Here is a 12,946-nt window from a genome sequence, read left to right as displayed (position 1 = left end):
AATGCACGAAATCATCTGCCCACATTGTAGCAAGGCCTTCAAAATTGATGAGGCTGGTTACGCTGATATTCTCAAACAAGTGCGCGATAGCGATTTTGAGCATCAGTTGCATGAACGCTTAGAGTTGGCTGAAAAGGAAAAACAAAGTGCGATTGAATTGGCCACGACCAAAGTCACTAGCGAATTGCAACAAGCCGCTACAGCAAAAGACAGCGAGATTCAATCACTGAAAACTAAGCTCGAATCTGAAGCTGTTGCTCGGCAATTGGCGGTGACGCAAGCGTTAAGTATGGTTGAAAAAGAACGTGATGTTTTGGCGAACCAGCTTGCTCAGGCAAAACAAGAAGTTGCTAGTGTGGCTAATTTGGCAGAAGCAAAGCTCACGAATGAGATTCAAAAAACAACCTCAGCCAAAGACAGTGAAATCCAAAGCTTAAAAGCAAAGCTGGAAGCCATTGAAACTGAAAAGAAACTGGCGATTAATCAGGCGGTGAGCCAGGTTGAAAAAGAGCGTGATGAACTCAAAAGCGATTTGGTCCGTGCCGCTCTTGAAAAAGAGTTGGCTGAAAAGTCCCTAAAAGACAAATACGAAACGCAAATAAAAGACCGCGATGACGCCATTGAGCGATTGAAGGATTTGAAGGCGAAGCTCTCAACCAAAATGGTGGGTGAAACGCTGGAGCAACATTGCGAAACAGAGTTTAACCGTATCCGTGCTACAGCCTTCCCTAAAGCTTATTTTGAGAAAGACAACGATGCTCGAGGCGCTAGCAAAGGTGACTATATCTTTAAAGATCACGATGACGGTGGTACCGAGATTGTCTCGATAATGTTCGAGATGAAAAACGAGAGTGATACTACTGCTACAAAAAGCAAAAACGAAGACTTTTTAAAAGAGCTGGATAAAGACCGTAACGAGAAGGGTTGCGAGTATGCCGTGCTGGTTTCACTGTTGGAGCCTGAGAGCGAGCTTTATAACACTGGCATCGTCGATATGTTCCACCGCTACCCTAAAATGTATGTGGTACGCCCGCAGTTTTTTATCCCGATGATTACGCTGTTGCGTAATGCCGCATTAAATTCAATGAAATATAAAACTGAATTGGCGACCGTCAGAGCACAAAATATAGATATCACCAATTTTGAGACTGAGCTAGAGTCATTTAAAACCGCGTTTTCTCGTAACTATGAACTCGCCTCGAATCACTTTCAAAAAGCAATTGATGAGATTGATAAATCTATCGATCATCTCCAAAAAACCAAAGATGCATTGCTCAGTACTAGCCGCAACCTACGTTTAGCTAATGACAAAGCTCAAGATGTGACCATTAAGAAGCTGACTAAAGGTAATCCGACAATGGCTGAAAAATTTGACGAGTTAAAGCGATAACGAATGGTTTTATAGGTACTGCTTATAGCAGTTTTGTTCCAAGCGGCACCTCATGTTCCGGTACACACAAGGCCACTCTTCCATCCGCATCATGAAAGCCAGTCACCAGGCATTCTGACATCAACGGTCCGATTTGTTTGGGCGGAAAATTCACTACGGCGACCACTTGTTTGCCGATCAGGCTTTCTGGTGTGTAAAGAGCGGTGATCTGGGCGCTTGATTTACGCACGCCGATCTCTGGGCCAAAGTCGATCTGCAGTTTGTAAGCCGGTTTGCGAGCCTCGGCAAATACTTCGGCTGCAATCACGCGCCCAATGCGTAACTCCACTTTGGTAAAGTCGTTCCATTCGATTTGATTCACGGGGCGTACCGGCAGTATTAACGAATCAGCGCCGAAATCGCCTTGAACTGCGCATGTGTCGCACCTTGCATCGGTTCAAACAGCATGGATTCGGTATTGGTGATGATGCAGCCTGCCGCGCTCAGGCGTTCAATCGCGTTTTGGCGGTTGGCTTCACTGCGTGAAATCACGGCGTCTTCAACGATAAACACCTGTTTGTCCGCAGCGAGTGCATCCAGGGCGGTTTGCAGTACGCAGATATGTGTCTCTAGGCCAAATAGTACGACTTGCGGCGCGACGCTGATGGAGGATTCTTGCAAGGCAGGTTCATGCCAGGCGGAGAAGGCGAGTTTGGCGGTGCGTGGGGTGTATTCGGGTAGCAGGGCTTGCAGCGCTGGCAACGTCTCGCCTAGTTTTTCCGGGTATTGTTCGGTGACCCATAGTGGAATATTCAGTAACTGCGCCCCTTGCAGCAGGCGCTGAATATTATTGATGACCGTTGCCATGGCGGCTTCTGGCATCACGGAACACAGGCGCGTTTGTACGTCGATCAACATCCAAACGGCATCTGTGCTGGCAATCGCAGATTTCATGGGCTTATCTTTTGGCGAGTTGCTGGTCTATGTCTTGTAAGTCGGCTTCGGAGACGATGCCGCTCGCGGTTTTGAGGCGGATGATATTGACCAGGTAGTTATAGCGCGCCTGCAATAAATCGCGGTTGGCGCTGTAGTACTGTTGTTGCGCATTGAGCACGTCGACGCTGGTACGTATGCCGACTTCGTAGCCCAATTTGGTGGAGTCGAGCTGGCTTTGGCTGCTTTTGAGCGCTTGTTCCAAGGCTTTGACCTGTGCAATGCTGGTGCTCAGGTTGAGGTAGGCGCGTTGTGTTTCTAGAGAAGTCTGGCGCATGGTGTTTTGCAGGTCATCTAGCGCTTTTTGCCGGTTATAAGCAGCCTGGCGCACGCGCGAGTTGACTGCGCCCCCTTGGTAGAGTGGCACGGAAACTTCCACGCCTATGCTGGCACTTTTCAGATCGGCGCCAAACCCATACTGGCCGCCGTTGGCGTAACTATCCTGATAGTTCGCTACGGCATCCACCGTTGGGTAATGCCCGGCCCGCGCGATTTCAATATCCTTTTCATTCACCTGCACCGTTTCTTGCTGAATCTGGAGTGTCAGGTTGCTGGCATTGGTCACGTCTTGCCATTCCTGCATGGGTTTCAGGCTCGGCGCGATCTGAATATCGTCGCGTACATTGGCCAGTTGTTCGGGCAATTTGCCAGTAATCGCCTGCAGGCTGCGTTTGGCGATTTCCATGTCATTCACAGCCGATAAGGTTTGGGCCTCGATGAGGTCATCCCGCGCTTGCGCTTCGTTGACGTCGGTGATGGTGGCGGTGCCTACATCAAAGTTGGCCTTGGCCTGTTGCAACTGGCGTTGAATAGCCGCTTTTTGCGCGGCCATCAGCGTGATGCGGTCTTGTGCCAGCAACACCTCAAAATAGGCCTGGGTGGTGCGTAACATCAGGTTTTGTTGCGCCAGGTGATATTGCTTGTCGGCAATGCTGACTTGCACTTTGCTCTGGTCAATGCGCTCCAGATTTTCTTTGCGAAAGATCGGTTGCCTGGCTTGTAGCTGCGCCTGGTAGCCTTCATAGTTATTGCGCCCGCCCGGGAACGGCGCCTGGCTACCAACAATTTTTAAATCGGTGCGATTGGCGTTGGCGCCTGCGGTAAAGTTTACAGAAGGGCGGTAACCTGCCTTGGCCTGCTCAATGATTTCTTGTGCGGCCTGATTGGCGCTGCCTGCCGAAGCCAGCACCGGGTCGTTGGCTTTGGCTTCCTGGTAAATGTCGACCAGACTTTGTCCTGCGGCCGATGTCTGCGCTGGCAGCCATAGGCTGCTCACAAGCATTAATAACCGGGACAAAGTGGTGAGTGACATAACGGTTGCTTTTTAAAATGAGAACGCTTGCGCTTGCGGCGCATGTTGCATTTCTGCCAGGCTGGTTTCAAACAGCACATCTTGCTTATAGCTATGCTCGGCTAGGCGTTGAATCAGGGTGGCTTGCATCACCGGGGCTTGGCCCAACACGATGAGCAACCGGCCGCCAATGCTGAGCTGGTAGCGCACACCTTCAGGTTCTACCGGGCTGGAGGCAGTAAACACAATCGCATCGTAAGGGGCTTGCGATTCGTAACCGTTGTGGCCGTCTAGCTCAAGCACTTGCACATTCTGAATGCCTTGTTTGGTCAGTGATTGCGTGGCTTTTGCACACAGCTCTGGGAAGATTTCCAGCGCGGTGACTTGCGCGCAGTGTTGCGCCATGAGGGCTGCCAGATAGCCACTGCCCGCGCCTATCAATAACACTTTGTCTTTGGCTTGCAGTTGCAGCGCTTGTAAAAAACGCCCCTCAACTTTAGGGCTCAGCATTTGCTGGCCATGCGCCAATGGCACCTCAATATCGGCAAATGCCAGGCCGCGATAGGCCTCGGGCACAAAGGCTTCGCGCGGCATATTGTTCAGCGTCGCCAATACTTGCGGGTCGAGCACCTCCCAGGTACGAATCTGTTGCTCAATCATGTTAAAACGTGCGGTTGCCTGATCTGTCATGTCTTGAATCCCAATATCGATTGTTGATAAGCCGTATTATAGGGCACTTCTATAAATGTAATTTGTGTCGCGATACTGCGTTGCTCATAAAAAATGCTTCCTGACATATAAGCCATATGCGGCGTCATCATTTTTTAATCGCGCCTGGTCTGGCTTAGCCACTTGAATTGATCAACATGCCCTAGCGTTTATTGCGCCGTGATTGCATGGCGCTTGCCGTGAATCCGGCCCAGAATGTATACAAGGCAGGCACAAACAAAATGGTGAGCACGGTGGCCACGGCCAGCCCGCCCATAATCGCCACGGCCATCGGGCCGAAGAACACACTGCGCGTAAGCGGGATCATGGCCAGAATCGCGGCGGCGGCAGTGAGCACAATCGGCCGGAAGCGGCGCACGGCTGATTGCACCACGGCTTGTTCCAGCGAGGCGCCTTCAGCAATATCCTGCTTGATCTGGTCGACCAGAATCACCGAGTTACGCATGATCATGCCGGAGAGCGCAATGCTGCCCAGCATGGCGACAAAGCCGAACGGCATGTTGAAAATGAGCAGTGCAAAGGTAATGCCTATCATCCCTAGCGGGGCGGTGAGTACCACCAGAATCACGTTAGAAATACTGCGCAGTTGCAACATGAGCAGCGTGAATACCACAGCTAAGAACAGCGGCGCGCCTTTCGCCACGGATGTGGCGCCCTTGGCCGCCTCTTCAATCGCGCCGCCGGTTTCTACCGTGACGCCTGCAGGCAGGTGTTGCAGAATCGGCTCTATGGCCTGCTGAATTTGCGCCGACACCACGGGTGCCTGCATATTACCGCGTAAATGCGCCCGCACCGTGAGCGAAGGCACACGGTTACGTCGCCAGATCACGCCTTCTTCAAAGCCGTGATGGATATTGGCCACTTGTGCCAGCGGCACGCGCTCGCCGCGCTGGCTTAACACCGTGAGTTGCGCCAGTTGTGATAATTGGGCGTGCTGCGCTTGGCTGCTACGCATGACCAGGTCTATGCGTTCATTGCCTTCTCTAAACTCGCTGACCACCTGCTCGAAGTATTGCGTGTTGAGCAGTTGCGCAATATCGGTGGAGCTGACGCCCAGTAACCTGGCTTTGTGCTGATCAACATCAACATGAATGACTTTGCTCGGTTCTTCCCAGCCCAGTTGCACGTTGCGCAGGTGCGGGTTAGCGCGCATGGCCTCTGCAATTTGGTGTGCGACGTGTCTAATCGCCTGTAAATCTTGCCCGTCGACCCGGAACTGCACCGGGAACCCTACCGGCGGCCCGTTTTCCAGGCGTAACACCGAGGCGCGCAATTGCGGAAAGTCGTGTTCAAACAGCGTCAGCAGGTCGTTGCGCAGGGCTTCGCGCTGCTCCAGGCTGTTGGTTAATATCACCAGTTGAGCAAAGGCGCGGTGTGGCAACTGTACGTCAAGCGGCAGGTAATAGCGCGGTGCGCCAGAGCCGACGTAAGACACTACATTTTGTAATTTGCCATGTGTTTTTTGCCAGGTGGTCAGCCACTGTTCGAGCTGGCTGACGGCAACATCGGTAGACTGGTCGCTGGCATTTTCGGCCTGGCGTAAGTCGACCACCACTTCGAGACGCGTCGAGTCAGGGAAAAACTGTTGCTGTACTTTGCCAAAACTGAGCATGGCCACCACAAAGAGGGCAATCGTCGCCAGAATCACGCTGCCTTTGTGTTGCACGCACCAACTGATGAGGTTATGCAGCCGCAGGTAAAACCTGGTTTGATAAAGCGCAGCATCGTTGTGAGCGCTTGCTTCGCTATTTGTGCCTGCTTCGCCCTGGTGGCTGGCATTGGGGAGTAAGTGGTAGCCCAGAAAAGGGATCACAATCACCGCGGCTATCCATGACAAGGTGAGCGCAATGGCCGAGACTTGAAAAATTGACCGTGTGTATTCGCCGGTGGACGACACGGCGGTGGCGATCGGCAAGAACCCCGCTACGGTGACCAGGGTGCCGGTGAGCATGGGCATGGCGGTGGAGGTGTAGGCGAACGAGGCTGCTTGCATGCGCTCCCAGCCTTGCTCCATTTTGGCAGCCATCATTTCCACCGCGATAATCGCGTCATCGACCAGCAGGCCGAGGGCCAGAATCAGCGCGCCGAGTGAGATTTTGTGTAAACCAATATCCAGCCAGTCCATGACTAGAAAGGTGCCCGCCAGCACGATGGGAATCGCCACCGCCACCACTATGCCGGTGCGCCAGCCCAGTGAGAGCAAGCTGACGGCCAGCACAATAATCAGCGCCTCGCTCAGCGAGCGCACAAAGTCATGCACCGAGTGTTGCACGATATCTGGTTGTGAGGTGACCAGGTGCAGTTGCACGCCGACCGGTAACTGTTTTTGTACGCTGGTGATGGTGTCTTGCATGGCTTTGCCCAGCGCGATCACGTCACCGCCTTGTTGCATGCTGACGCCAATCAGCAAGGCCGAGGTACCGTTAAAGTGGATGCGCTGCGCGGGTGGGTTGGCGTAGCCATGTTTGATGGTGGCGATGTCACCCAGCGTCAGGTTCTGGTTGCCCGCGCGAATCGGGAACTCGCGCAGGTCTTGCAGCGTTTGTAAGCGACCACTCACATCCAGCCGGATTCTTTCCGGGCCTTGGTCAAACGTGCCCGCGCCGACAATGGCGTTTTGCTGTTGCAGCAGTTGCGCTAACTGTGCCGGGCTGATGCCAAGGGAGGTGAGTTTCTGGTTAGAAATCTCGATAATGATTTTTTGTGGCTGCTCGCCAAACAAATCGACTTTTTCCACATCGGCCAATTTGAGCAGGCGCGCACGCACCCACTCGGCCTGTCTTTTTAATTGTTGTGGCGTCAGGCCATCGGCGGTGATGGCATACATGGTGCCGTAAACATCGCTAAACTCGTCATTAAAAGTCAGGCTTTGCAAATCGCTAGGAAACGTATGGCGGATATCGCCGATTTTTTTGCGCACCTGATACCACAGCTCGGGGATTTTCTCCGAAAAGGTGTTATCGCGAATGACGATAAATACCACCGATTCGCCGGGGCGGGAATAGCTGCTGGTGTAGTCGATAGACGGAATTTCTTGCAGCTTTTTCTCGATTTTGTCGGTGACTTGCTGCTCGACTTCTTGCGCCGAGGCGCCAGGCCAACTGCTGCGCACCAGCATCACTTTAAAGGTAAATGGTGGGTCTTCGGATTGGCCCAGATGCGTGTAGGCGAAGCATCCGCCTAGCAAGGTCAGCACAATAAAGTACAGCACCAGTGCCTGGTTTTTAAGTGCCCAGGTCGACAGGTTAAAGCCTTGCGTGGCGTGCGCCTGGTCAGGATGATGTGGCGTGCTCATTAGCGCAGCACCTCGCGGCTTGGCGTCACCGCTTGTACCTGCATGCCTTCGGTCAGCGTATGGATGCCGATGGTGGCGATGGTTTCCTGCGCCTGCAGGCCGCTGGTGATCTCGATGCCATTTTCAGTGAGTGCGCCTGTTGTCACCTGGCGCAAATGGGCCTGATGCTTGGCGTCAATCACCCATACACCGGCTTGTTCGCCATGGCGGGTGACGGCAGTGGAAGGCACGATGATGGTGGGGGCTGTGGTGGCGGGCGCAAAACTCACTTGTGCTGTCATGCCAAGCTTGATGCGCTGGTCGGCATTGAGTAGTTGAATGCGCAGGTCAAAGGCGTGGGTTTGGCTATTGGCCGCCGGAGAAATTTCACGAATCCGCCCCTGGTAGCGTTGTGGCATGTCGCCCAAACTGACCTGGGTGGCGTCACCCACATGCAGACTGTCTATCAATGTTTCTGGCACTGCAATCATCACTTCCAGCGTTTGTAAGTCATAAATTTGCGCAATGCTTTGTCCGGCGGCAACCACCTGGCCTGGCTCGGCCTGGATCATGCCAATCACACCGGCGCGGTCGGCCACGAGTTGCGTATAGCCGGTCTGGTGCTGGCTGACGGCCGCTTGTGATCTGGTTTGCGCCAGACGCGCCTGGGCGGTTTTGGCTTGTGTTTCGTAGCTGTCCAGCGCAGATTTTGAAATAAATTTTTGGCTATATAACTGCTGGCGGCGCGCCAGCTCTGCCTGCGCCAATGCCAGGTTGGCTTGTGCAGTTTGTACTTCTGCGTCGGCCGCTTGTGCATTCAGGCGGCTGTCGTTAGGGTCGAGTTGAGCGATTAGCTGGCCTTTTTTGACGGTCTCACCGACGTTGACTGCGCGTGAAATGATTTTGCCTGCGATGCGAAAGCCGATATTCGATTCATAACGTGTTTTGACTTCACCGGTATAGCTGGCGCTGGCCTGATGGCTGGCGCTGCCTATGGTCATCACCCATACCGGACGCGGTGCAGCGGCCTCTTCGGTTTGCTGCTGGCAGGCGCTGGCAAGCAGGGCTAGGCAGAGGCTAGTCATCATCAACGGCTTATTCATGTGTCGTTTCTTTCATTAGTCCATGCATGCACATGCTGACCATCGCCTGCACGCGCGCCTCTAGCGGGCGCCAGTTAATCCAGGCGTCATCTGCCAGGTTGATTTGTAGTGCACACAGGCCATGCATGGCCGCCCAAACGGTTTGTGCAATCAGCACCGGGTCAGTCAGTGTCGGTTTAAATACGCCCGCATGCCAGGCGCTGGTGACCACGTCTATCAGTTGCGAATAAGCATCCTGCTCGGGGTTGTTTTGCTCAATGCTCGAAAACGCCGGGTCGCAGGGCAGATGCTGGGTCATAAACATCATGCGGTAATGGTTGGGGTTGGTGAGCCCGAATTGCACATAATGTTGCCCAAATTGCAAAAAGCGCTGTAACGGATCGCTGATGCTGAGGGTCGATTTTAAGGATTGTGCCAGTTTGATCACATCTGCGTCTACCACCGCTCTTAATAACTGGTCTTTGTCGCTAAAGTACAGATAGAGGCTGGTGGCCGAGTAGCCGACCTGCTGCGCTACGGCGCGCATGGTCACCGCTTCTACGCCCTGGTGAATAAACAGTTCGCGCGCCGCATCCATGATGGCGGTGCGGACAACCTGTTTTTCTGCGCTGGTTTTAACCTTGGGTGGCATGCAAATCAGTGGCTTATTTAATATAACGTCGTTAACTTAACATTGTTATTTTTAAATGTCAAATCGTACTGGTGTTTCTGTCGAGAATGGTGCAGAGTAACAAATGTGATACACATTTAGCTGGTAGGGACTAAACCGGCATACATCCGACCGATGTCTGCGTGGCAGAGAGTGATGCAGCATAGGGTCAATCATAACAAGGAGCGATCAGTATGAATGTACGGCAGCGTTGGGTCAGTTTTTTGGGGCGTGTGTTGTTGTCTTTGATTTTTATCATTAGCGGCATCGCTAAAATCATGGACCCGGCAGGCACCATTGCCTATATTGAAAGTGCACATTTACCTTTGCCGCAAGTGGCGTATGTGGTGGCGTTGGTGGTTGAGCTCGGTCTCGGCATTGCCTTGTTGGTCGGCTTTAAAGCGCAATTGGCCGCGGCGGGCATTGCTGTGTTCACTTTTGTCACTGCCTTGATGTTTCACAGCAATATGGCGGATCCGATGCAGGTGATTATGTTTCTTAAAAATATCACTATTATTGGTGGCCTGTTAGTGATTATTGCGTTTGGCCCGGGCGGCTACAGTATCGACCGCGGCAAACACGTCACACTCATGGAGTAGGCCTCCGCTTAAGCGGCCGCGGGTTGAAACCACTGCCGCAAGTGCTCAATCAAGGCCAGCGCGTTGGCTGAGACCTGCTTGTGGTAAGGATACATGGCATAAATGCCTGCTTGCTGCATGCGATAGTCCGCCAGCACCTCGACCAGTCTGCCATGTTGCAAATCTTCTAGCACATAAAAAGCCGGTAAGCCGGTAATGCCCAACCCGGCCACGGCGGCATCGCGCAAGACCTCACCGTGGTTGGATTTTAAGCGCGCATGAATCGGGATGCGGTATATCTGTTCATGTTCGCTGAACAGCCACTCACTGGCTCTATGCGTTAAGCAGGTATGCTTGGACAGCGCTTGTGGCGAGGCGGGCACGCCATGGCGCGCAATGTAGTCCGGGCTGCAACAATAACGCATTGCCGCGTCTTCGAGCTTGCGCGCCACCATGCCGTCTTCGGGTTGATCGGTCACCCGTATCACCATGTCATAGCCTTCGCTAATCATATCCACATGCCGGTTATCTGCATCCAGCCAGACATCGACCAAGGGATGCTGTTGCATAAAAGCGGTGAGCGCAGGCGCCAGCCGCAAGTGTGCATAAGACAGCGGCACCGAAATCTTGAGCATGCCACGTAGCGCATCCGAGCGATTGCTCACCTCTAATTCAGCATCATGGATCGCTTGCAAAATGTGTTGCGCGCGCTGAAAAAACACTTTGCCGGTTTCTGTTGGCGACAGTTTACGCGTCGTGCGCAGCAGCAGTCGCACGCCCAGCCTGGCCTCCAGCGCGATGATGCGGCGGCTGACCAGTTGTTTGGAGATGCCTAGTGCCTGTGCTGCGCTGGTGAAATTGCCTTGTTTGACCACTTCAACAAAAAAATGCATTTCTTCTAATGAGGCCATTGATTGTCAACCCATATGGGACAGTTTTACAAATATGCATGGGATTATCATTTTTTTGTTTCAGGAATACAATGCCATTCATCAGCTAAACCAATCTAGTCACCATTTTCTCAGGGAAGCGTGCGATGTCCGGCTGATGAACACATCGTACATACAACACAAAGGAGCACAACATGAACGCAATCCAATCCGCAGCCAGTGTGGCTGGTCGTATTTTGTTATCACAGATTTTTATTATCAGCGGCTTGAGCAAGGCGGCGAATCCGGCGGGCACGATTGGTTATATTCAGAGCGTGGGGGCGCCACTGCCTGAGGTCGCTTATGCGATTGCCTTGTTTGTCGAGTTAGTACTTGGTATTGCCTTGCTGGTGGGTTACAAAACCCGTTTGGCCGCCGCCGGGATTGCCGTGTTTACCGTGGCAACCGCGTTTATGTTTCACAATAACCTGGCAGATCAGATGCAACAGATTATGTTCCTGAAAAACCTGACCATTGTTGGTGGCTTGCTGATGGTGGTGGCGTTTGGCGCGGGCGCGTTTAGCTTGGATAACCGTCGCCGTTCATAAGATAGACGGAATACCGCGCGATGACGACCTTATTTGTCTCCCATGGTGCGCCCATGCTGGCCATTGAGCCGGGTCACACCGGCCAGTTGTTGGCAGAGATTGCCGCTAGCGTACCAAGGCCGGATGCCATCCTGGTGGTGTCTGCGCATTGGGATACGCGTGTGGCCACCGTCAGCCTGGCCGCGCAGCCGGAAACCATCCATGACTTTGCCGGGTTTCCGCCCGCCTTGTATGCGAAGCAATATCCGGCACCGGGCGCACCGGCGCTAGCGCAACAGGTGCTGGCATTGCTGCAGGCGCATGACATCGCTGCGCAAGCGCATGACCAGCGCGGGCTGGATCATGGGGCATGGGTGCCGTTGATGCTGATGTATCCTGAGGCAGATATTCCGGTGACGCAGTTGTCGATTCAAAGCCGTGCGACGCCCGCTGAGCAGTTTGCGCTGGGGCGTGCGCTGCAAGGTTTGCATCAGCAGAATGTGTTAATTTTGGCCTCAGGCGCCATCACGCATAACTTGTCAGACTTTTTTAGCGCGGACCGCGATGCTGCGCCATTGCCGTATGTGCTGCCGTTTGCCGACTGGATGGCTGAACGCATCATGCAGCAGCAATGGCAACGCCTGCTTAATTACCGCGTGGAGTGTCCGCAAGGGGTGCAGGCGCATCCGAGTGAGGATCATTTAATGCCGTTGTTTGTCGCGGCGGGCAGTGCGCAAGGCGAGGTGAAGCGGTTTACGCCAGAAAACACTTACGGCATTTTAGCGATGGATGCTTACCTGTGGGCTGAATAAGCTGACGCACTCGCCGTCAATGAGGCGTTAGCGCAGACCGTATTGATTCAGTTTGTTCCAAAGTGAGCGCTCACTGATTTCAAGCAGCTTGGCTGCCTTGGTTTTGTTGCCCTGGCAATGGTCTAGCGCCTGCAAAATCAGGCGGCGCTCTATGATTTCGGTCGCGTGAGGAATAGACAGATCGTTGCTGTCCGAGGCTGCGCTGCTGGCTTCGGTGGCCACCGCCATTGGTTGTGCAATATCGGCAGGCAGGTGTTGTGGCTGTATGGTCTGGCTCCCGGCCAGAATGGCGGCGCGTTCCAGTATGTTCTCCAGTTCGCGCACATTGCCAGGCCAGCGATATTGCTGCAAACATAAGCGCGCACTTTCACTCAGCTTGCCCTGGCGTTTATGCAGAAAATAGTCCGCCAGCAACCCCACATCCTCGCCACGCTCACGCAATGGTGGCACTGCTAGCTGTATCACATTCAGCCGATAGTAGACATCCTCACGCAATTTGCCTTCTTTGACTGCTTGTAGGGGGTCGCGATTGGTTGCTGCCACCACACGCACATCCAGTGCAATTTGCCGGTTGCCACCCAGCTTTTCAACGATGTTTTCCTGCAGCACGCGCAATAACTTAGACTGTAATTGAATAGGCATTTCTGTGATTTCGTCCAGAAACAGCGTGCCGCCATTGGCCAGTTCAAACT

13 protein-coding genes are annotated in these 12,946 nt (G+C 53.4%); 4 read left to right on the top strand and 9 right to left on the bottom strand.

The window, feature by feature from the left end; all coding sequences use genetic code 11:
* Nucleotide 1 precedes the first annotated feature (1 nt).
* Nucleotides 2–1,390 carry a DUF2130 domain-containing protein gene (locus E6Q52_RS11885; protein ID WP_292822302.1) on the top strand — a complete coding sequence of 463 codons (1,389 nt, stop codon included), beginning with the start codon at nt 2–4 and terminating at the stop codon, nt 1,388–1,390.
* Nucleotides 1,391–1,412: 22 nt separating this feature from the next.
* Here E6Q52_RS11885 and E6Q52_RS11880 read toward each other — a convergent pair whose 3' ends face one another.
* The 7 genes from E6Q52_RS11880 to E6Q52_RS11850 all read right to left on the bottom strand — a co-directional run bounded on the left by E6Q52_RS11880 (nt 1,413) and on the right by E6Q52_RS11850 (nt 9,390).
* Nucleotides 1,413–1,751, bottom strand: coding sequence for a tRNA-binding protein (locus E6Q52_RS11880; RefSeq protein ID WP_292822300.1), 339 nt, complete (start codon nt 1,749–1,751; stop codon nt 1,413–1,415).
* A gap of 17 nt (nt 1,752–1,768) precedes the next feature.
* Nucleotides 1,769–2,323 (bottom strand): isochorismatase family protein, encoded by a 555-nt coding sequence (locus tag E6Q52_RS11875; protein ID WP_292822299.1) that lies wholly within the window; start codon nt 2,321–2,323, stop codon nt 1,769–1,771.
* A gap of 4 nt (nt 2,324–2,327) precedes the next feature.
* Nucleotides 2,328–3,674, bottom strand: coding sequence for a TolC family outer membrane protein (locus tag E6Q52_RS11870; protein WP_292822297.1), 1,347 nt, complete (start codon nt 3,672–3,674; stop codon nt 2,328–2,330).
* Between the two features lie 12 nt (nt 3,675–3,686).
* Nucleotides 3,687–4,343, bottom strand: a complete 657-nt coding sequence (locus E6Q52_RS11865; RefSeq protein WP_292822295.1) for a protein-L-isoaspartate O-methyltransferase — start codon at nt 4,341–4,343, stop codon at nt 3,687–3,689.
* A 181-nt stretch (nt 4,344–4,524) separates the two neighbouring features.
* Nucleotides 4,525–7,677, bottom strand: coding sequence for an efflux RND transporter permease subunit (locus E6Q52_RS11860; RefSeq protein WP_292822293.1), 3,153 nt, complete (start codon nt 7,675–7,677; stop codon nt 4,525–4,527).
* The gene (locus E6Q52_RS11855) at nt 7,677–8,759 is read right to left on the bottom strand and encodes an efflux RND transporter periplasmic adaptor subunit (protein WP_292822291.1); all 1,083 of its coding nucleotides are present in this window, start codon (nt 8,757–8,759) and stop codon (nt 7,677–7,679) included. The genes E6Q52_RS11860 and E6Q52_RS11855 overlap by 1 nt, the downstream gene beginning before the upstream one ends.
* Nucleotides 8,752–9,390, bottom strand: a complete 639-nt coding sequence (locus E6Q52_RS11850; protein WP_292822289.1) for a TetR/AcrR family transcriptional regulator — start codon at nt 9,388–9,390, stop codon at nt 8,752–8,754. Before E6Q52_RS11850 ends, E6Q52_RS11855 begins: the two co-directional genes overlap by 8 nt.
* Before the next feature lie 212 nt (nt 9,391–9,602).
* Between E6Q52_RS11850 and E6Q52_RS11845 the strand changes: the two genes are divergently transcribed.
* Nucleotides 9,603–10,007 (top strand): DoxX family protein, encoded by a 405-nt coding sequence (locus tag E6Q52_RS11845; RefSeq protein ID WP_292822287.1) that lies wholly within the window; start codon nt 9,603–9,605, stop codon nt 10,005–10,007.
* 8 nt (nt 10,008–10,015) lie between these two features.
* Here E6Q52_RS11845 and E6Q52_RS11840 read toward each other — a convergent pair whose 3' ends face one another.
* A complete protein-coding gene (locus tag E6Q52_RS11840) occupies nt 10,016–10,897 on the bottom strand; it encodes a LysR family transcriptional regulator (protein WP_292822285.1) in 882 nt (293 codons plus the stop codon).
* 173 nt (nt 10,898–11,070) lie between these two features.
* Between E6Q52_RS11840 and E6Q52_RS11835 the strand changes: the two genes are divergently transcribed.
* Both E6Q52_RS11835 and E6Q52_RS11830 read left to right on the top strand, forming a co-directional pair.
* Entirely contained in the window at nt 11,071–11,463 is a 393-nt protein-coding gene (locus E6Q52_RS11835) for a DoxX family protein (RefSeq protein ID WP_292822283.1), read from the top strand.
* Between the two features lie 20 nt (nt 11,464–11,483).
* Nucleotides 11,484–12,254, top strand: coding sequence for a class III extradiol ring-cleavage dioxygenase (locus E6Q52_RS11830; RefSeq protein ID WP_292822281.1), 771 nt, complete (start codon nt 11,484–11,486; stop codon nt 12,252–12,254).
* 27 nt (nt 12,255–12,281) lie between these two features.
* On the opposite strand, the gene E6Q52_RS11825 is transcribed toward E6Q52_RS11830, so the two are convergent.
* A partial coding sequence (locus tag E6Q52_RS11825; RefSeq protein ID WP_292822279.1) for a sigma 54-interacting transcriptional regulator occupies nt 12,282–12,946 on the bottom strand: 665 nt, incomplete at its 5' end.

Origin of the sequence: Methylophilus sp. (assembly GCF_008015755.1) — a bacterium.
In the GTDB taxonomy this organism is placed as follows: domain Bacteria; phylum Pseudomonadota; class Gammaproteobacteria; order Burkholderiales; family Methylophilaceae; genus Methylophilus.
Note: the sequence above shows the minus strand (reverse complement) of the source record. Positions and strands in the feature narration are given on the sequence as shown.

Excerpts from the sequence above, each read along its gene's own strand:
- E6Q52_RS11830 (WP_292822281.1), top strand. The coding sequence starts at position 11,484 with ATGACGACCTTATTTGTCTCCCATGGTGCGCCCATGCTGGCCATTGAG.
- E6Q52_RS11875 (WP_292822299.1), bottom strand. The coding sequence starts at position 2,323 with ATGAAATCTGCGATTGCCAGCACAGATGCCGTTTGGATGTTGATCGAC.
- E6Q52_RS11840 (WP_292822285.1), bottom strand. The coding sequence starts at position 10,897 with ATGGCCTCATTAGAAGAAATGCATTTTTTTGTTGAAGTGGTCAAACAA.
- E6Q52_RS11855 (WP_292822291.1), bottom strand. The coding sequence starts at position 8,759 with ATGAATAAGCCGTTGATGATGACTAGCCTCTGCCTAGCCCTGCTTGCC.
- E6Q52_RS11870 (WP_292822297.1), bottom strand. The coding sequence starts at position 3,674 with ATGTCACTCACCACTTTGTCCCGGTTATTAATGCTTGTGAGCAGCCTA.
- E6Q52_RS11885 (WP_292822302.1), top strand. The coding sequence starts at position 2 with ATGCACGAAATCATCTGCCCACATTGTAGCAAGGCCTTCAAAATTGAT.
- E6Q52_RS11865 (WP_292822295.1), bottom strand. The coding sequence starts at position 4,343 with ATGACAGATCAGGCAACCGCACGTTTTAACATGATTGAGCAACAGATT.
- E6Q52_RS11860 (WP_292822293.1), bottom strand. The coding sequence starts at position 7,677 with ATGAGCACGCCACATCATCCTGACCAGGCGCACGCCACGCAAGGCTTT.
- E6Q52_RS11850 (WP_292822289.1), bottom strand. The coding sequence starts at position 9,390 with ATGCCACCCAAGGTTAAAACCAGCGCAGAAAAACAGGTTGTCCGCACC.
- E6Q52_RS11845 (WP_292822287.1), top strand. The coding sequence starts at position 9,603 with ATGAATGTACGGCAGCGTTGGGTCAGTTTTTTGGGGCGTGTGTTGTTG.
- E6Q52_RS11835 (WP_292822283.1), top strand. The coding sequence starts at position 11,071 with ATGAACGCAATCCAATCCGCAGCCAGTGTGGCTGGTCGTATTTTGTTA.